The organism is Vibrio sp. SCSIO 43155 (assembly GCF_023716605.1).
GTDB classification, from domain to species: domain Bacteria; phylum Pseudomonadota; class Gammaproteobacteria; order Enterobacterales; family Vibrionaceae; genus Vibrio; species Vibrio harveyi.
The window spans coordinates 2,851,098-2,869,823 of the sequence record NZ_CP071852.1 but is presented as its reverse complement, the minus strand read 5'-3'; the positions used below and the strand labels follow the sequence as shown (position 1 = coordinate 2,869,823).

The window sequence follows — 18,726 nt, the reverse complement described above, 5'->3', positions numbered from 1 at the left end:
TATTTATTTCATTGCGAGCAACTTACTGTAGCGTTCTAGTTTTGCCATGCTCACTTTTGCGTTCGCCATGAAGGTTTGTTTTGCTTTACCCGTTAAAGATTTTGACTGCGGAAGCTTAACTGTTCTAGCGTTCTTGTGTACTCCGTTTACCAAGAATTCGTAGTGCAAGTGAGGTCCCGTAACCCGCCCAGTGCCGCCGAGCGTACCAATGGTTTGTCCTTGTTTCACTCGTTGTCCTGTCTTAACCATGCGTTTAGTTAAATGCAGGTATTTGGTAATGTAAGTGTTGCTGTGTTTGATGAACACATAGTTGCCGTTAAACTTATTGTAGGCAGACTTTTGTACCACACCATCACCAGCAGCCCAGATCGGTGTGCCAACAGGCGCAGCGTAGTCGGTGCCTCGGTGAGGACGAACCTTACCAGTGACAGGGTGTAAACGACGAGGGTTGAAATTAGACGTTACGCGACGGAAGTCCAATGGCGCACGCAAAAAGGCTTTCTTCATGGCTCGACCATTTTCATCGTAATACTTGCCGCTCTTTTCATCCAAAATTGCAGTAAAGGTATCACCTTGGTTCTTAAACACTGCAGCAATAATTTTTCCTCGCCCAATGACTTCACCTTCGACGACTTCTTCTTGGTAAAGCACACGGAAAGTATCGTTTTTACGAATATCCAATGCAAAGTCGATGTCCCAACCAAAAATGCCTGCTAGCTCCATAATTTGGTTTGCATTCAACCCAGATGAAATACCGGCATTCCAGAAGTTAGATTTAATCGTCGCTTCAGCGTAGTTGTACTGATAATCGACTTCTTTTTTATCGATCTCTGAGACGTATTTGTTGCCTTGCAGCTTAATGCGGAAAGTTTCAAACGCATTCAGCGTGCGTTGAAGTTGAACAAAGTCGTTGTTTTCATCAAACCCAAATTTCAGCTTATCTCCTGGACGAAGACGAGAGAGCTGCTGTTTGATTTCTTTATCTGAAGTGATCAGTTCATGCAAAAGACGAGGGGATAAGCCGACGCGGTTAAAAAGTACCGCTGCACTTTCCCCATTTTTGACCTTATATGTTTCCCAACGCAAGACAGAAGGAAGATTAGAAGAAGCGCTGCGCTCTGGTGATTCGACAGATATCGACACTGGATAATGCTCGCCAACTTTAAGGCGGCTTTGCTGCGGATCGAGGTCTTGCGGATCGGGTAAGAAAAATAGCGCGACGATGATAAGCGCACTAAAAAAGCCGATCAGTACTTTGTGCAAGAGTGGGAGTCGGACAAAAATCGAATGCATGAGGTACTTGATTACTAAATTAAACGTAAAAATTGACAACTACCTAGTCTAACGTGTTTCAAAATGCATCGCTATTCAAGTAAGATGTTCAGCTATTATATTTTTGCCAAATCTGTGGGAGTGAACAAGAATGGCGAGCATTGAAGCTGCACTAGCCGAGATTAAGCGCGGTGTTGAAGAGCTGATTCCAGAAGAAGAGCTGATCGCAAAACTTAAAGAAGGTCGTCCTCTACGTATTAAATTGGGCGCCGATCCAACAGCACCTGACATTCACCTAGGCCATACGGTTATTTTCAATAAGCTTCGCTTGTTCCAAGAACTAGGTCATGAAGTGACATTCCTTATCGGTGATTTCACTGCAATGGTTGGTGACCCAACAGGCAAGAACACAACTCGTCCACCGCTAAGCCGTGAAGACGTGCTACGTAACGCAGAAACGTACAAAGAACAGGTGTTCAAAATCCTAGACCCAGCTAAGACAAAAATTCAGTTCAACTCTGAGTGGCTATCTGAGCTTGGTGCAGAAGGCATGATCCGTCTTGCTGCAAACCAAACTGTTGCTCGTATGCTAGAGCGTGATGATTTTAAAAAGCGTTACGCTGGTGGTCAGCCAATTGCTATCCATGAGTTCATGTACCCACTACTTCAAGGTTGGGACTCAGTAGCAATGGAAACTGACGTTGAACTGGGTGGTACTGACCAGAAGTTCAACCTACTGATGGGGCGCGAGTTGCAAAAATCTCACGGTCAAAAACCACAAGTTGTTCTTATGATGCCACTTCTAGTCGGTCTAGATGGTGAGAAGAAGATGTCTAAATCTTCTGGTAACTACATTGGTATCAGCGAAGCACCAAGCGAAATGTTTGGTAAGATCATGTCAATCTCTGATGATCTAATGTGGAGCTACTACGAGCTGTTGTCTTTCCGTCCTCTAGAAGAAATTGCACAATTTAAAGCGGATGTAGAAGCAGGCAAGAACCCTCGTGATATCAAAGTACTGCTAGCAAAAGAAATCATTGCACGCTTCCACAGTGAAGCAGATGCAGATGCGGCAGAGCAAGAGTTCGTTAACCGTTTCGCGAAAAACCAAATTCCTGACGAAATGCCAGAGTTTGATTTTGAGACTGGCACGCCCGTAGCAAACCTATTGAAAGAAGCGGGTCTATGTGCTTCAACTTCTGAAGCTATGCGCATGGTTAAGCAAGGCGCAGCTAAGATCGAAGGCGAGAAAGTTGTTGATGCGAAGTTTGCTCCTGAAGCAGGCACTTACGTATTCCAAGTAGGTAAACGTAAATTCGCACGTATTACTATTAAGTAATCAATAACTGTTCAAAATGAAAGCGCCTTATAGGCGCTTTTTTTGTATTAAAATTTGGTGAATACACGCGAGATTGACTGTAAAAATGGTCGAACTTTGTTACTATACGCGCGCTGCTACGTGAGCAGCTTTATCGGAGATTTACATGAACAATACCGACCATCCTCCCAGTTGTTGGGTGAGTAAGATTAAGGGAGCGAAATAACCCGCTTCGGTATTGGCGATCTCCGCCTTACCTTAGTGGTGAGGCATCTTTTCTTCTAGTTTTCCTTTTATTATTTCCTTTCATAAATTCTGAATAGACAGTGCTTTGGCATTGATGTTTTCGCGCGTCCTGCATTTGTATTTATACAAGTCGGGTGTGCAGAAAGCTTTTTGCGTGCGTTGTCGATGGTCGTTACCAATGCCAATCGGGAGATTCGCCATGACGGTAATGAACAACACTTTTATTGAAACAACACCAAACTTCTCAGAAGTGGAGATTGGTGCCGCTCGTAATGCCTTTTTGCAATACGAACAAGAGCAACAATTGCACCTACTAACGATCATGCCTATTGATGAGGCGGTTGGTATTTTGCAGCACTGCTCGGTTGGCTATGTGAATAGCCTTATCGCTCAACTTGAACAAGCTGGATATGATAAACGTGCTCGTCACTATGCTCACCAATTAGGTTTGCATATGTCGGAAGTCGATACACCAGATGGCTACTTATCGACTAGTGTGTTGGAACATGTGAAGCAGCGTATTGGTTGGATCATTGCTCTTGCCCTTTTAGGGATAGTGTCGGGTTTGATCATTGCTCAGTATGAGGATACTTTAAGTCAACTTGTATTGCTTGCCGTGTATATGCCCGTAATCGCTGCTGCTGGTGGTAATACCGGAACTCAGGCTGCGACCTTAGTCATTCGCGCACTCGCCACTGGAGAGTTAAAGAAACGCCAATGGTTAGAAGTTTTGTGGAAAGAAAGTCGTGTAGCGTTGTTTATTGCCTTGGCGATTGCGATCGTGATGATTGGTCGAATCATGCTATTTAGTGGTGGGCAATCAACAGGGGGCTTTGCACTGGAAGATATCGCATTAGCCATTGCGGTTGCGTTATTTATTCAGGTGACTATCTCAACCACACTTGGCGGATTACTTCCTATCATAGCGCGTGCATGTAAACTGGACCCCGCCGTATTGGTGAGCCCAGTATTAGCATCGATCGTCGATATCTCAGGTATGTGGATCTACTTTACCGTGGTGAACTACTTCTTAGGCATTGCCTGACTAAAACTCACAATGTCTTGGTAAAACAATTTCTCAAAACGAGTAATCGGGGCGACGACAGGCTTGTTATCGTCCCTTTTTTCTGGGAAATAGTCCGACACAAACTGAACAAATAGCGTGTTTGGTTTGCCGTTTTTATCAAGCCCATACCCCGCCATATTGTACGTGCCGTACAAGGACCCGCTTTTTGCAATCAACTGTCCTTTAATAGGAGCTTTACGCATACTCTGGCGGTACTGCAATGTTCCTGATTCACCGGACTTTGGCATAATTGCTATCAAGTTGAGTTCTTGTTCGTGTTGCCAAATGTAGCGCAAGATAGCAGCCATCGACTTCGCTGAAATGCGGTTATTGCGTGATAAACCTGACCCATCTTCTAATCGGGCATTGCGAATGTCGATCCCCGTATTGGAGAAAATGATTTGTTTGATTGCTTCAGTGCCGTTAGTAAAACTGCCAGGTTGCACAAAGAACTTAGCGCCAAGTGTTTTAGTAAGAGTATCGGCAATTAAGTTATCTGAGCGTTTTAACATCTCATCAAGCAACTGTGGTAATGGTTTTGATTTGTGTACTGCCAATAACTTGCGTGACTTTTCAGGTGCTTTGCCGACTCGAATTTTTCCTTTTAATGAAATGCCGACTTGCTTGAGCAATTTCTCTACTTTTTGGCTTGTGTAGCCTTCAGGGTCTTGCACTGCAAACTTGAGGGGGAGTGGTTTATCGCCACGGTCTACTAAGCAGCCGGTTAGTTGATATTGGTTGTTTGGGTTAGCGATGAGATCCAAATCACAATGACGGCTCTTCTGGACGCTTTTTGACACGGTTTGAGCGCTGGTGGTGACATTAATTGGTTGATGCTCAGGAACATAAACACGAGTTGTACCGTTTTTTTGTGTGTATATCGATGCTTGAACGCAATTTTCATTCAGTGTCACAGCAGATGCTGGTGCGCTATAGCAAACGCCTAGAATATCCCATGGCCATCCAACGGCACGGTTGTAGCCAGTAAAAGCGCTGTTATCTAACCAAAGATCCCCATTGATTCGGTTTAGACCGTTTTTTTTCGCTCGTGTCAGCATGGTTTTAAGATCTTGCGTTACAAGCGTAGGATCGCCGGAAAAAGTGAAGACGGCATCAGAGTTTGAGCTTTCTAACGTTGTACGAAAAGTAAAGCCATTGCCCAGCTCAAGCTTTGCTGCCAAGGCTGTGACAACTTTTAATGTACTTGCTGGGGGGAAATACTGCTCAGTAGGATGAATGCCTTTTAGCCCACTTTGCCCATTAAGTTTTTCAGCAACCAAACTGATACGTGCTCCGTCTGGCAGCACCTCTTGGTGGGGATAAGCAAAAGAAAGAAGTGGAGTAAGGCTAGAGAGTAGTAACAATGACCAACGTAAGCGCATAGTAATAGTTCGTGAGGTTAGTTATGCAATTGAGTATATACCGAAAAATCGCAGAATTCTGGATATAAAAAATGCCCGCATAAGCGAGCATTTTATCTTCAAGTCGTAAGACTGAATTAGAAGTCGTAACGTAGACCTAGAGCTAGCTCGTCTTCAGAATCGATCTTCGTTGCTTTGTAGTTAGCAGAAGTCGTTGAGCCCATAGCATCGCCAGCATCAATTAGGTTGAAGTTGTACGATACGTAACCACGGAAGTTAGGCTTGAAGTAGTAAGACGCGTCAACTGCGAAGTTGTTTGCAGAAGTTTCGTTGTTAGTTTCTGCGTTGTTGTACGTCGTTGTGAACACTGTTTGACCTAGAGTGTAAGCACCTGCTAGTTCGTAACCAGTGTAATCTACAGTTTTCTTGAATGTTGCTTCTTTTTCACCGTCAGTGAATAGACCTGCAAAGTATAGGTCGTTCATTGTGTAAGAAGCAGCAAGCATGTATTCGTTAGCGTCAGATTGGTCTGCGTAACCAGCACCTAGGTCAAGACCAGTGTCGCCTAGAGTGTAGATAGCAGATAGAGAGTAGCCATCTTCGCCGTTATCAGTGTACTCAGTACCAGCTGCGTTTTCTACGCGGTCAGCGAAACGGTAGCTAGCTTTAACTGCTAGGTTTTCGAATTGACCTTTGTAAGACAGCATGTTGTCTGAACGGTCAGCTGCAGCTAGTTTGTCAGCAGCAGAGTTACCAGCGTACGCCATGATATCTGTGAAGTCAGTGATAACGCCTAACGCACCGTCGTTTTTACCGTAAGTAACTTCACCGAATGCACCGCCTAGACCAGCGTATGCGTAACGAGTGTCAAGGTTGCTGTTGCCGTCTACGCCGCCTTCTTCAGCAGTAGTAAATTCACCTTCCCAGAAACCAACACCGTATAGGTTGTCGTTGATTGCTTGTGTGCCAAGGAAGTTTAGACGGATACGAGAGTTGTCCGCTACGTCGCCATCTTTCATAGATAGACGTGCTTCAGCGCGACCGCCCATTTCTAGAGAAGTGCCGTCTTGGTTGTAAAGTTCAGCTGCGTTAACGCCAGTTGCCATAGCTGCTGCAGATACAGAAAGAGCAATTAGAGTCTTTTTCATCTTATTTGTCCTAGTTAGCTGTCCATAATCATTGTTTTATGGGGGAGAGGTTATCTCTCACAAGCTATTGTTGTTCGTATAGTTTCATTCGCGGCAAATGCCCACACTCGAAAAAGCCATAACGAAATAACTTGCCGGACATGTTTTACTGCTAAAGTTTCCTTATGAGTTAGTAAAATGATATAAATCCAACTAATGAACACTGTTCAATTGGTTGTTATTTCATCTTAAAGTGTTGTTTTTAAATGATTATATCTTGCCTAACATTAGTCTGACATTGATTTGTTTTTATCTTTTTTGATGTTTTTAGTGTAATGAACAGTGTTGTTTTTCAATAAATTGCGATGATGCGTAAATCTAAAAACGATTGATGGCGTGGTATTAACCACACAACTGAGTCGCGAAATCGAATTAAGGTGATTTCACACCCTAGTTTGTTTAAACTAACCAAAACAGAATCTTTGAACGTACTACCCAGTCCCTATGATTGGGTGGGATTTTTTTGTCCAAAGACACCTTTGGCCTTGAGGTTATATAATGGAAAAAGTTCCAATGACACTACGTGGCGAACAGTTGCTACGTACAGAACTCGATCGTCTACTAAAGCTCCGCCCGCAAATTTCAGAAGCAATCGCAGAAGCGCGTGAACTAGGCGACTTGAAGGAAAACGCAGAATACCATGCAGCTCGTGAAGAGCAGGGGATCTGTGAAGCACAAATTCGTGACATTGAATACAAGCTATCTGTTGCTCAAGTCATTGACGTAACAACGATGGACAACACTGGTAAGGTGATTTTTGGTTCAACCGTTACTCTGATTGACTGTGATACAGAAGAAGAGAAAACCTACCAAATCGTGGGTGATGACGAAGCAGATATTAAAGCGGGTCGTATTTCGATTAGCTCACCAATTGCTCGTGGCTTGATCGGTAAAATGGAAGGTGACGAAGTTGTTATTCAAACTCCTGGCGGAGCGAAAGACTTCGAAATCGACAGCGTTGAGTACATCTAACTTCGTGTTCTAACGGTTAGCTGAAATAAACTCTAGATGCAAAAAAGGTCGCCTATGGCGACCTTTTCTTCTTCCGCTGCGCAAGCAGATATTACTTACGTGGGATTTCGATTTTACGCTCTTCAGACTGGCGGTATAGCACAAGTACCTTACCGATTGTCTGAACTTTTTCAGCGCCCGTCTCACGTACGATAGCGTCGATGATCAGCTGTTTTGTCTCACGGTCTTCTGATGCAACCTTAATTTTGATCAGTTCGTGGTGGTCAAGAGCGATTTCAATTTCTGCTAGCACGGCTTCTGTAAGTCCATTTGCGCCCATTAGCACAACAGGTTTTAAACTGTGAGCCAGGCCTTTTAGGTGCTGCTTTTGTTTGGTGCTTAGGTTCATTACGCGGCCAATTTTCTTTAAAATAAGGGTTGAAAAAAGCTATTTTAACGCCATCTATTGCTGAAGACTATAATTTATTGAGTAATAGGTTGAGCCTATTAAAACAATAGCTCCTAATTACGCCTTGTTGGGATTAAGATGAGTAAACAAAAACATTCGGCTAGTTCTGGTCGTTGGTTGAAAGAACACTTTGACGATAAATATGCGAACGAAGCTCGTAAAAAAGGCTATCGTTCTCGTGCTTACTTCAAAATTGAAGAGATCCAAACAAAAGATAAATTGTTGAAATCTGGGATGACAGTCGTCGATTTAGGCGCCGCTCCAGGTGGATGGTCTCAATATGCTGCTAAGATAATAGGTGAAGAAGGTCAAATCATCGCATGTGACTTATTACCTATGGATCCAATCGCTGGTGTAAGCTTTTTGCAAGGTGACTTTCGTGACGAGGCGGTTTTAGACGCTCTATTGGAAAGAATCCAACCTTCGATGGTGGACGTAGTAATGTCTGATATGGCTCCAAACATCGCTGGTAACAATTCCGTAGATCAGCCACGAGCTATGTATTTAGTTGAATTGGCTTTAGATATGTGTCGACAAGTTCTAGCACCTAATGGTAGCTTTGTCGTAAAGGTTTTCCAGGGTGAAGGCTTCGATCAATTTGTGAAAGAAGTCCGAGACATGTTTAAAGTCGTAAAAATCAGAAAACCAGACTCATCGCGAGCTCGCTCACGAGAAGTCTTTGTTGTAGCCACTGGTTACAAAGGTTAACTATTTCGCTCGTTTAGAGCATGGTTAACACTATAGCTACAGCTAATAAACTGTAGTACCCTACCTTTAATTACAATTAGTTATCGAGAGGCTGACACCTTGAGTGACATGGCAAAAAATTTAATTCTGTGGCTTGTTATCGCTGTCGTGTTGATGTCGGTATTCCAGAGCTTTGGCCCTGGAGAGAGCAATGGCAGAACCGTGGATTACACCACGTTTGTACAGGAAGTTGGCCAAGGCCAGATTCAAGAAGCAACTTTTAAAGACGGTGAAATTAGTTTTGTTCGTCGTGGCGGCGGTGCCAAAATGGTCACTTACATGCCTGTGTACGATCAAAAGCTTCTAGATGACCTAATTAACCAAAACGTGAAAGTGCAAGGCACGCCTCCTGAAGAGCAAAGCTTACTTGGCACAATCTTCATTTCTTGGTTCCCTATGATCTTACTGATTGGTGTGTGGATTTTCTTCATGCGTCAAATGCAAGGTGGCGGCGGTAAAGGCGCCATGTCTTTTGGTAAGAGCAAAGCTCGTATGATGAGCGAAGAGCAGATCAAGACGACTTTTGCGGATGTCGCAGGTTGTGATGAAGCAAAAGAAGACGTTAAAGAACTGGTTGACTACCTACGCGATCCAAGCCGATTCCAAAAATTGGGCGGTAAGATCCCGACAGGTGTACTTATGGTTGGTCCTCCAGGTACTGGTAAAACGCTTCTAGCGAAAGCCATTGCTGGTGAAGCAAAAGTGCCTTTCTTTACTATCTCTGGTTCTGACTTCGTAGAAATGTTTGTTGGTGTTGGTGCGTCTCGTGTGCGTGACATGTTCGAACAAGCGAAGAAAGCGGCACCTTGTATCATCTTTATCGATGAGATTGATGCAGTAGGTCGTCAGCGTGGTGCTGGTGTAGGTGGTGGTCACGATGAACGTGAACAAACCCTAAACCAAATGCTCGTTGAAATGGATGGTTTCGAAGGTAACGAAGGTATCATTGTTATCGCAGCGACTAACCGTCCAGACGTGTTGGACCCAGCACTACTGCGTCCTGGTCGCTTTGACCGTCAAGTTGTTGTTGGTCTTCCAGACGTACGTGGTCGTGAACAGATTCTTAAAGTACACATGCGCAAAGTACCTCTAGCAGGTGACGTAGAGCCTTCTCTAATCGCACGTGGTACACCTGGCTTCTCTGGTGCTGACTTAGCAAACCTAGTAAACGAAGCAGCCCTATTTGCTGCGCGTGGTAACAAGCGCAACGTTTCTATGGTTGAATTTGAACTAGCGAAAGACAAAATCATGATGGGTGCAGAGCGCCGTTCAATGGTGATGTCTGAAGAAGTAAAAGAATCAACAGCTTACCACGAAGCAGGTCACGCGATTGTTGGTCGCCTAGTACCAGAACATGACCCTGTGTACAAAGTCTCTATCATTCCACGTGGTCGTGCGCTTGGTGTGACTATGTACCTACCAGAGCAAGACCGTGTGAGCATGTCTCGCCAACACCTAGAATCTATGGTTTCTAGTTTGTACGGTGGTCGTCTTGCTGAAGAGCTAATCTACGGTGCTGATAAAGTATCGACGGGTGCATCGAACGATATCGAGCGTGCAACTGATATTGCTCGTAAGATGGTGACGCAATGGGGCTTCTCTGAAAAACTTGGTCCGCTTCTATATGCGGAAGAAGAAGGTGAAGTGTTCCTAGGACGTAGCGTGACACAGACTAAACATATGTCTGATGACACAGCGAAGCTAATCGATGATGAAGTTCGTAAGATCATCGACCGCAACTACGACCGTGCGAAGCAAATTCTGGAAGACAACATGGACATCATGCATGCGATGAAAGATGCGCTAATGAAGTATGAAACCATTGATGCTGGCCAGATTGATGACCTGATGGAGCGTAAGACTGAGATTCGTGAACCTGCTGGTTGGGGTGATAAGCCTGCAAACAAACCAGAAGATAACGATAAGCCTCAGGCTAAACCTGAAGTGAAAGCGGAAGAGAAACCAGTTGAACCGACTAAACCGGTAGAACAACCAACGTCTCAAGAAGCGACTTCAAGTGAAGCTCCAGAAAAGAAAGACTCTGAATAAAGAGTAGCGTTAATAAAAAACCCCGAGTTAGGCTCGGGGTTTTTGTTTCTGTTGTGATTATTAAAGCTATGATTATTAAAGCAAACAACAAATCTCTCGACCTTTCCCACTCGCATGTTATGGCGATCCTCAATGTCACTCCAGACTCGTTTTCTGATGGTGGTAAATTCAACTCGTTAGAGCGTGCACTTGCTCAAGTCGAAAAAATGATTGCTGCTGGCGTTAGCATTATTGATGTTGGCGGGGAGTCTACGCGTCCAGGGGCTCCAGATGTTGCATTAGAAGATGAGTTGCAGCGTGTGGTCCCTGTAATCAAAGCGATTCGCGCAAAACATGATGTGTGGATTTCTATTGATACCAGTAAAGCGGAAGTCATGCGTCAAGCTATTGAAGCTGGGGCAGACTTGATTAACGATGTGCGTGCTCTCCAAGAGCCGGGGGCGTTAGAAGTTGCCGCGAAAGCAAACCTTCCTATTTGCTTGATGCATATGAAAGGTCAACCGCGCACTATGCAGACTAATCCTCAATACGATGATCTGATGGATGATGTCTCTGCATTTCTTCAAGAACGCATTGCTGCCTGTGAGTCCGTGGGCATCGATAAGTCTCAACTTATTCTTGATCCAGGTTTTGGCTTTGGCAAAACCATTGAACACAATTATCATATGCTGGCACACCTCGATAAGTTTCATGAATTCGGTCTGCCAATTTTGGCCGGTATGTCACGTAAATCAATGATCTTTAAATTGTTGGAAAAACCAGCAGCAGAATGCGCAAATGCTAGCGTTGTCTGCGCGACAATTGCTGCGATGAAAGGTGCGCAGATCATTCGAGTACATGACTTTGAAGAAACCATTGAGGCAATGAAAGTTGTTGAGATGACGAACAATAATATCTAAAAGAATTAAGGAAATTTTATGTCTGATAAAAGACGTTATTTTGGTACTGACGGTGTACGCGGGAAAGTAGGACAATACCCAATTACTCCGGACTTTGTACTAAAGCTTGGCTGGGCGGCTGGTCGTGTACTAGCAAAACAAGGCACTAAGAAAGTTATCATCGGTAAAGATACCCGTATTTCAGGTTACATGCTTGAGTCTGCACTTGAAGCTGGTCTAGCTGCGGCAGGTCTAAAGGCTACCTTTACTGGTCCGATGCCAACGCCAGCAGTTGCATACCTAACACAAACTTTCCGAGCGGAAGCTGGTATCGTTATTTCAGCGTCACATAACCCATACTACGATAACGGCATTAAGTTCTTCTCATCTGAGGGGACTAAACTTCCTGATGACATCGAACTGGCTATTGAAGCTGAGCTAGATAAAGATATCGAATGTGTAGAGTCTGCTGAACTTGGTAAAGCAACTCGCCTTAATGACGCCGCGGGTCGTTATATTGAATTTTGTAAGAGCACCTTCCCGTCAGAACTTAGCCTAGCAAACCTTAAGATCGTTGTTGACTGTGCACATGGTGCGACTTACCACATCGCTCCTAACGTATTCAAAGAGTTAGGTGCAGAAGTGATTGCTATGGGTGTTGAGCCAAACGGCACTAACATCAATGCAGAAGTCGGTGCGACAGACGTTCGTGCCCTACAAAAGCGTGTTGTGGAAGAGCAAGCTCACCTTGGTCTTGCATTCGATGGTGATGGCGACCGCATCATGATGGTTGACCATTTGGGCAACAAGATTGACGGCGACCAAATTGCCTACATTATCGCTCGTGATGCTCTGCGTCGTGGCGAACTAAAAGGCGGTGTTGTTGGTACGCTAATGACCAACCTAGGTATGGAAAATGGTCTAAAACAACTGGGTATCCCATTTATTCGTGCCGCAGTTGGTGACCGTTACGTGATGGAGCAACTACTTGCTAAAGGCTGGAAGATTGGCGCTGAAAACTCAGGTCACGTTATCTTACTAGACAAAGTCACTACGGGTGATGCAATTGTTGCTGCACTGCAAGTTCTTGCTTCTGTAGTTGGCAGTGATATGACACTACACGACTTGTCACAAGGCATGACGCTTTATCCTCAGGTACTAGAAAACGTGCGTTTTGCAGGTCAAAGTAACCCACTTGAAGCGCAGGTTGTACTAGACTCAGTAGCGGAAGTGGAAGCTGAGCTTGGTGACAAAGGTCGCGTATTGCTACGTAAATCTGGTACTGAGCCTCTAATCCGAGTCATGGTAGAAGGTGAAGATGCTGAACTTGTACAAAGCTCTGCGCTTAAGATTGCAGAAGCTGTAAAAGCAAGTTGTTAATCATTGCTTTAACCTGTTTTGCGAGAGAAAAGGGCATCTTTTGCCCTTTTTTTGAGCGCTTAATGCGTTAGTGGTGACTTTTTACTAATTTTCCCTTGTCAGCGTTACTGGCTTTCGCTAGTATTGCTCCGCCTCCCGTTAGGAGGTCGCTAGCCTTGTTCATAAATAAACACGATTGTTTTTGAACGGCGCTGGCTCAACAATTTGGAACATAGGTGGAAAAAAATGTTTTCAGTTCTACTTGTGATTTACCTGTTGGCGGCGCTTGGTGTGATTGGCCTTGTGTTGATTCAACAAGGTAAAGGCGCAGATATGGGAGCCTCGTTCGGTGCAGGTGCTTCAAACACAGTGTTTGGTGCAAGCGGCTCAGGTAATTTCTTAACCCGAACAACTGCTATTTTAGCAACCGTATTTTTTATCGTTAGCTTGCTACTTGGTCGTATGTCTACGCACAAGACTGAGTCACAATGGGTAGACCCAACACTAGGTCAACCAGTTGTAGAACAAGTTAAAGATGCAGCAAGTGAAGTTCCAGCACCAGCAGGTGATGAGATTCCACAATAAGCTGTAAAGGTTTATGTAGCCGAGATGGTGAAATTGGTAGACACGCTAGCATGAGGTGCTAGTGCCTTAGGTGTGAGGGTTCGAGTCCCTCTCTCGGCACCATGAATTTACAAACTTGTAAATCACTTGTGTGAGCGTATAATGCTCATCAAGTCGGACGCGGGGTGGAGCAGCTTGGTAGCTCGTCGGGCTCATAACCCGAAGGTCGTCGGTTCAAATCCGGCCCCCGCAACCAATCTCTTCTTTCAGTTGGAAAGGATGATTCGATTGGCAAGTTTGCACAGTGCTAACCACACTGTGAGTTAAGAAAAGCATTTCTTGGCTATTCTTAACGTATCAGGGTCCAGCAGCATAAAACCCCGACTTTCGGGGTTTTTTGTTATCTGAGTTTTTGTAAATGAACTCAGATACTGCTTGGTTTTTTGATTGGGCTCTGAGCCCTTTTTTTGTTTCTGGAGTGGTTCAAATGACTGGTTTAGAAAGACAACTTACTGAAATGCTTGAAGCTCCAGTAGAGGCATCAGGCTACGAGTTGGTTGGATTAGAATTTATTCGTGCGGGTGCGCACTCAACGCTACGCATCTACATCGACCATGAAAATGGTATCAACGTAGATGCTTGTGCAGAAGTAAGCCATCAGGTTAGCGCAGTACTAGACGTTGAAGATCCAATTTCTGTTGCTTACAGCCTAGAAGTTTCTTCTCCAGGCTTAGAAAGACCACTTTTCAAAGCAGCACATTACGAGCAATTTATTGGTCACGAGGTCAGCATCGTATTGAAAATGGCTGTTGCAAACCGTCGTAAGTGGAAAGGTATTATCCATAGCGTAGATGGTGAGACAATCGCAGTTACTTGTGAAGGGCAACAAGAAGAGTTTGCTCTAAGTAATATTTCAAAAGCTAACCTGATCCCTAAATTTTAGTTCCCTAAAAAATTTGAAGCTTAGAGGCTAAATACAATGAGTAAAGAAATTTTAGCGGTAGCAGAAGCGGTATCGAACGAAAAAGCGGTACCTCGTGAGCGTATCTTTGAAGCTCTTGAGATTGCTCTAGCGACTTCTACAAAGAAAAAATACGAAATCGAAATCGATGTACGTGTAGCTATCGACCGTAAAACAGGTGAGTTTGAAACATTCCGCCGTTGGTTGGTTGTAGAAGACGTTGAAAACCCAACAAAAGAAATCTCTCTAGAAGCTGCACAATACGAAGATGCAGACATTCAACTAGGTGATTTCGTAGAAGACGATATCCCGTCAGTTACATTCGACCGTATTACGACTCAAACTGCTAAGCAAGTTATCGTACAAAAAGTACGTGAAGCAGAGCGTGCACAAATCGTAGAACAGTTCATCGACAACGAAGGTGATCTGATCACTGGTGTTGTTAAAAAAGTGAACCGCGATACAGTTGTACTTGATCTAGGTAACAACGCTGAAGCGGTAATCCTACGTGATGACCAACTTCCTCGTGAAAACTTCCGTCCAGGTGACCGTGTTCGTGGTCTTTTGTACAAAGTTGCTCCTGAAGCGCGTGGTTTCCAACTGTTCATCACTCGCTCTAAGCCAGAAATGTTGGCTGAGCTATTCCGCGTAGAAGTGCCAGAAATCGCTGAAGAAATCATCGAACTGAAAGGCGCTGCACGTGATCCAGGTTCTCGCGCTAAGATCGCTGTTAAAACAAACGACAAACGTATCGACCCTGTAGGTGCGTGTGTTGGTATGCGTGGTGCTCGTGTTCAAGCAGTATCTGGCGAACTTGGTGGTGAGCGTATTGATATCGTTCTTTGGGACGATAACCCAGCTCAATTCGTTATCAACGCAATGGCTCCTGCTGACGTTGCTTCTATCATCGTTGATGAAGATGCTCACTCAATGGACATCGCTGTTGAAGCGGACAACCTAGCGCAAGCTATCGGTCGTAACGGTCAGAACGTACGTCTAGCGTCTCAACTAACTGGTTGGGAACTGAACGTAATGACTGTGGCAGATCTTCAGAAGAAACACGCTGAAGAGTCTCAAGCGTCTATCGAAAACTTCATGAAGTACCTAGACATTGAAGAAGACTTCGCTCAATTGCTTGTTGAAGAAGGTTTCTCAACACTAGAAGAAGTTGCGTACGTTCCTGTTAACGAACTACTAGAAGTTGATGGTCTGAACGAAGAGCTTGTAGAAGAGCTTCGTAGCCGTGCGAAAGACGCACTAACGACAATCGCTCTAGCACAAGAAGAGTCATTCGAAGGTCTAGAGCCTGCTGAAGATCTGCTAGGTCTTGAAGGTCTAGAGCGCGAAATGGCGTTTAAACTGGCAGCTAAAGGCGTGGCAACACTAGAAGACCTAGCTGACCAAGGTATCGACGATTTAGAAGGTATTGAAGGCCTGACAGAAGAGCGTGCAGGCGAGCTTATCATGGCTGCACGTAACATCTGTTGGTTCGGCGAAGAAGCATAATATCAGCAAGGAGGAAGCGGCATGACACAATTAACAGTTAAAGCTCTGAGTGAAGAGATTGGTACTCCAGTCGACCGCTTAATGGAACAACTTGCTGACGCTGGCATGAACAAAGCGAGTTCTGACCATGTATCGGATGAGGAGAAGCAGAAGCTTCTCTCTCACCTGAAGAAAGAGCACGGCGATAAGTCGGGCGAATCTGAACCTACTAGACTGACGCTTCAACGTAAGACTCGTAGCACGCTAAGTGTTGCAGCAGGTGGCGGCAAAAGTAAGGATGTTCAAGTAGAAGTGCGTAAGAAGCGCACATATGTGAAGCGCAGCACTATCGAAGACGACGCAAAACGTGAGGCTGAGGAAGCAGCAAAACGTGAAGCTGAAGAGCTTGCGAAGCGTGAGGCTGAAGAACAAGCCAAACGTGAAGCTGCAGAGAAAGCACAGCGCGAAGCCGATGAGAAAGCGAAACGTGAAGCGGATGCAAAACGTGAAGCTGAAGAAAAGGCAAAACGCGCACAAGCTGATAAGGCTAAGAAAGAAATGAATGCAAAAAATGCGGATGCTAATGCGCAAGCTAAGAAAGAAGCTGATGAGCTAAAAGCACGTCAGGAACAAGAAGCTCAACGTAAAGCAGAGCAAGAAGCTGCAAAACTCGTTGAAGAAGCTCGTAAGCTTGCAGAAGAGAACGAAGCTCGTTGGTCTGAAGAAGAGACTAAGAAGAAAGAGCTAGAGAACTCTGACTACCACGTAACTACTTCTCGTTACGCACGTGAAGCTGAAGATGCAGCTGACCGTCAACAAGAAGGCGGTGCACGTCGTAAGAAGAAGAAATCAGCTGGCAAAGAAGAACAATCACGTGGTGGTCGTAACCAACGTGGTGGCAAGGGTCGTAACAAAGGCAAACTTGCTAAACCAACTTCTATGCAACACGGTTTCGACAAGTCTGCGACTGTAGCGAAACAAGATGTAGTAATTGGTGAGACAATCGTTCTTTCTGAACTTGCTAACAAGATGTCGGTTAAAGCGACAGAAGTTATCAAAGTAATGATGAAGATGGGCGCTATGGCGACTATCAACCAAGTGATCGACCAAGAAACAGCACAACTTGTTGCTGAAGAAATGGGTCACAAGGTAGTTCTTCGTAAAGAGAACGAACTGGAAGAAGCAGTACTATCTGATCGTGATACAAACGCAGAAGCAGTACCTCGTGCTCCAGTTGTAACAATCATGGGTCACGTTGACCACGGTAAAACGTCAACACTTGACTACATCCGTCGTACTCACGTTGCTTCAGGCGAAGCGGGCGGTATCACGCAGCACATCGGTGCTTACCACGTTGAAACTGATAACGGCATGATCACGTTCCTTGATACTCCTGGACACGCGGCGTTTACCGCTATGCGTGCTCGTGGTGCTCAAGCGACAGATATCGTTGTTCTTGTAGTAGCAGCAGACGATGGTGTAATGCCACAAACAGTTGAAGCGATCCAGCACGCGAAAGCGGCAGGCGTTCCTTTGATTGTTGCTGTGAACAAGATCGATAAAGAAGACGCGAACCCAGACAACGTTAAGAATGAGCTAGCTCAATACGACGTAATCCCTGAGGAATGGGGTGGTGAGAACATGTTCGTTCACATCTCTGCTAAACAGGGTACAAATATCGACGGTCTTCTAGAAGCAATCCTTCTTCAGTCTGAAGTTCTAGAGCTTACAGCTGTAGCAGAAGGCATGGCGTCTGGTGTTGTTGTTGAATCTCGTCTAGATAAAGGTCGTGGTCCAGTAGCAACAGTACTTGTTCAATCAGGTACGCTAAACAAAGGCGACATCGTTCTTTGTGGTCAAGAATACGGCCGTGTTCGTGCAATGCGTGACGAACTAGGTAAAGAAATCACAGAAGCTGGTCCATCTATCCCTGTAGAGATCCTAGGTCTTTCAGGCGTACCATCTTCAGGTGACGAAGCAACAGTAGTACGTGACGAGCGTAAAGCACGTGAAGTAGCGAACTACCGTGCTGGTAAGTTCCGTGAAGTGAAACTTGCTCGTCAGCAGAAATCTAAACTAGAGAACATGTTCTCTAACATGACTGCTGGTGAAGTTGCTGAGCTAAACGTAGTTCTTAAAGCAGACGTACAAGGTTCTGTGGAAGCGATTGCTGACTCACTACTGAAACTGTCTACTGACGAAGTGAAAGTAAACATCGTTGGTTCTGGTGTTGGTGGTATTACAGAAACTGATGCAGTTCTTGCAGAAGCTTCTAACGCAATCATCCTTGGCTTTAACGTACGTGCTGACGCATCTGCTCGTCGTGCGATTGAAGCAGCAAGCGTTGATCTACGTTACTACTCAATCATTTACCAATTGATTGACGAAGTTAAACAAGCAATGGGCGGTATGCTTGCTCCAGAATTCAAGCAAGAAATCATTGGTCTTGCTGAAGTACGTGACGTATTTAAGTCACCGAAACTGGGCGCAATCGCTGGTTGTATGGTTACTGAAGGTCTAATTAAGCGTAACAACCCAATCCGCGTTCTACGCGACAACGTTGTTATCTACGAAGGTGAGCTAGAATCACTTCGTCGCTTTAAAGATGACGTTCAAGAAGTTAAGAATGGCTACGAGTGTGGTATCGGCGTTAAGAACTACAACGACGTTCGCGTGGGCGACCAGATCGAAGTATTCGAAATCGTTGAAGTAAAACGTACTCTAGACTAATTGACTAAAATTACTAACCGTCTGAAAGACAAATAGTAATTGGTTGTTGAATACACCATGGGGGGCTGGCTTGACCATCCCCC

At 44.8% G+C, this 18,726-nt stretch carries 15 protein-coding genes and 2 tRNA genes; 13 read left to right on the top strand and 4 right to left on the bottom strand.

The window, feature by feature from the left end; translation table 11 throughout:
• Window positions 1–3: 3 nt before the first annotated feature.
• Complete coding sequence (gene shyC / locus J4N44_RS13645; RefSeq protein ID WP_005449171.1) at window positions 4–1,293, bottom strand: peptidoglycan DD-endopeptidase ShyC; 1,290 nt, start codon at window positions 1,291–1,293, stop codon at window positions 4–6.
• Between the two features lie 130 nt (window positions 1,294–1,423).
• Here shyC and tyrS point away from each other — a divergent pair, with 130 nt between their 5' ends.
• The gene (gene tyrS, locus J4N44_RS13640; protein WP_252044553.1) at window positions 1,424–2,611 is read left to right on the top strand and encodes a tyrosine--tRNA ligase; all 1,188 of its coding nucleotides are present in this window, start codon (window positions 1,424–1,426) and stop codon (window positions 2,609–2,611) included.
• 424 nt (window positions 2,612–3,035) lie between these two features.
• Complete coding sequence (locus J4N44_RS13635) at window positions 3,036–3,881, top strand: magnesium transporter (RefSeq protein ID WP_005449167.1); 846 nt, start codon at window positions 3,036–3,038, stop codon at window positions 3,879–3,881.
• Here the strand turns inward: J4N44_RS13635 and dacB are convergent.
• Both dacB and J4N44_RS13625 read right to left on the bottom strand, forming a co-directional pair.
• Window positions 3,860–5,284 carry a serine-type D-Ala-D-Ala carboxypeptidase gene (gene dacB, locus J4N44_RS13630; protein WP_252044552.1) on the bottom strand — a complete coding sequence of 475 codons (1,425 nt, stop codon included), beginning with the start codon at window positions 5,282–5,284 and terminating at the stop codon, window positions 3,860–3,862. The genes J4N44_RS13635 and dacB overlap by 22 nt on opposite strands.
• A gap of 116 nt (window positions 5,285–5,400) precedes the next feature.
• Window positions 5,401–6,411: a porin gene (locus J4N44_RS13625; protein WP_017817695.1), complete on the bottom strand. Its 1,011-nt coding sequence runs from the start codon at window positions 6,409–6,411 to the stop codon at window positions 5,401–5,403.
• A gap of 537 nt (window positions 6,412–6,948) precedes the next feature.
• Here J4N44_RS13625 and greA point away from each other — a divergent pair.
• The gene (gene greA / locus J4N44_RS13620; protein WP_005439449.1) at window positions 6,949–7,422 is read left to right on the top strand and encodes a transcription elongation factor GreA; all 474 of its coding nucleotides are present in this window, start codon (window positions 6,949–6,951) and stop codon (window positions 7,420–7,422) included.
• Between the two features lie 91 nt (window positions 7,423–7,513).
• Here the strand turns inward: greA and yhbY are convergent, their stop codons facing one another.
• Window positions 7,514–7,810, bottom strand: coding sequence for a ribosome assembly RNA-binding protein YhbY (gene yhbY, locus J4N44_RS13615; protein ID WP_005425257.1), 297 nt, complete (start codon window positions 7,808–7,810; stop codon window positions 7,514–7,516).
• A gap of 138 nt (window positions 7,811–7,948) precedes the next feature.
• Here yhbY and rlmE point away from each other — a divergent pair, with 138 nt between their 5' ends.
• The 10 genes from rlmE to infB all read left to right on the top strand — a co-directional run bounded on the left by rlmE (window position 7,949) and on the right by infB (window position 18,643).
• Window positions 7,949–8,578 (top strand): 23S rRNA (uridine(2552)-2'-O)-methyltransferase RlmE, encoded by a 630-nt coding sequence (rlmE, locus tag J4N44_RS13610; RefSeq protein WP_005439450.1) that lies wholly within the window; start codon window positions 7,949–7,951, stop codon window positions 8,576–8,578.
• A 108-nt stretch (window positions 8,579–8,686) separates the two neighbouring features.
• Complete coding sequence (gene ftsH / locus J4N44_RS13605; protein ID WP_009698724.1) at window positions 8,687–10,666, top strand: ATP-dependent zinc metalloprotease FtsH; 1,980 nt, start codon at window positions 8,687–8,689, stop codon at window positions 10,664–10,666.
• A 68-nt stretch (window positions 10,667–10,734) separates the two neighbouring features.
• The gene (gene folP, locus J4N44_RS13600; protein ID WP_009698723.1) at window positions 10,735–11,565 is read left to right on the top strand and encodes a dihydropteroate synthase; all 831 of its coding nucleotides are present in this window, start codon (window positions 10,735–10,737) and stop codon (window positions 11,563–11,565) included.
• A gap of 18 nt (window positions 11,566–11,583) precedes the next feature.
• A complete protein-coding gene (glmM, locus tag J4N44_RS13595) occupies window positions 11,584–12,924 on the top strand; it encodes a phosphoglucosamine mutase (protein WP_252044551.1) in 1,341 nt (446 codons plus the stop codon).
• 225 nt (window positions 12,925–13,149) lie between these two features.
• Complete coding sequence (secG, locus tag J4N44_RS13590) at window positions 13,150–13,488, top strand: preprotein translocase subunit SecG (RefSeq protein WP_005449155.1); 339 nt, start codon at window positions 13,150–13,152, stop codon at window positions 13,486–13,488.
• Between the two features lie 18 nt (window positions 13,489–13,506).
• Window positions 13,507–13,590 (top strand) — tRNA-Leu (locus tag J4N44_RS13585).
• A 56-nt stretch (window positions 13,591–13,646) separates the two neighbouring features.
• Window positions 13,647–13,723: transfer RNA gene (locus tag J4N44_RS13580), tRNA-Met, on the top strand.
• Window positions 13,724–13,954: 231 nt separating this feature from the next.
• The gene (rimP, locus tag J4N44_RS13575; protein ID WP_005449153.1) at window positions 13,955–14,410 is read left to right on the top strand and encodes a ribosome maturation factor RimP; all 456 of its coding nucleotides are present in this window, start codon (window positions 13,955–13,957) and stop codon (window positions 14,408–14,410) included.
• 36 nt (window positions 14,411–14,446) lie between these two features.
• Complete coding sequence (gene nusA, locus J4N44_RS13570; RefSeq protein WP_005449151.1) at window positions 14,447–15,934, top strand: transcription termination factor NusA; 1,488 nt, start codon at window positions 14,447–14,449, stop codon at window positions 15,932–15,934.
• Window positions 15,935–15,955: 21 nt separating this feature from the next.
• Window positions 15,956–18,643 (top strand): translation initiation factor IF-2, encoded by a 2,688-nt coding sequence (gene infB, locus J4N44_RS13565; RefSeq protein WP_252044550.1) that lies wholly within the window; start codon window positions 15,956–15,958, stop codon window positions 18,641–18,643.
• The last annotated feature ends 83 nt before the right edge of the window (window positions 18,644–18,726 follow it).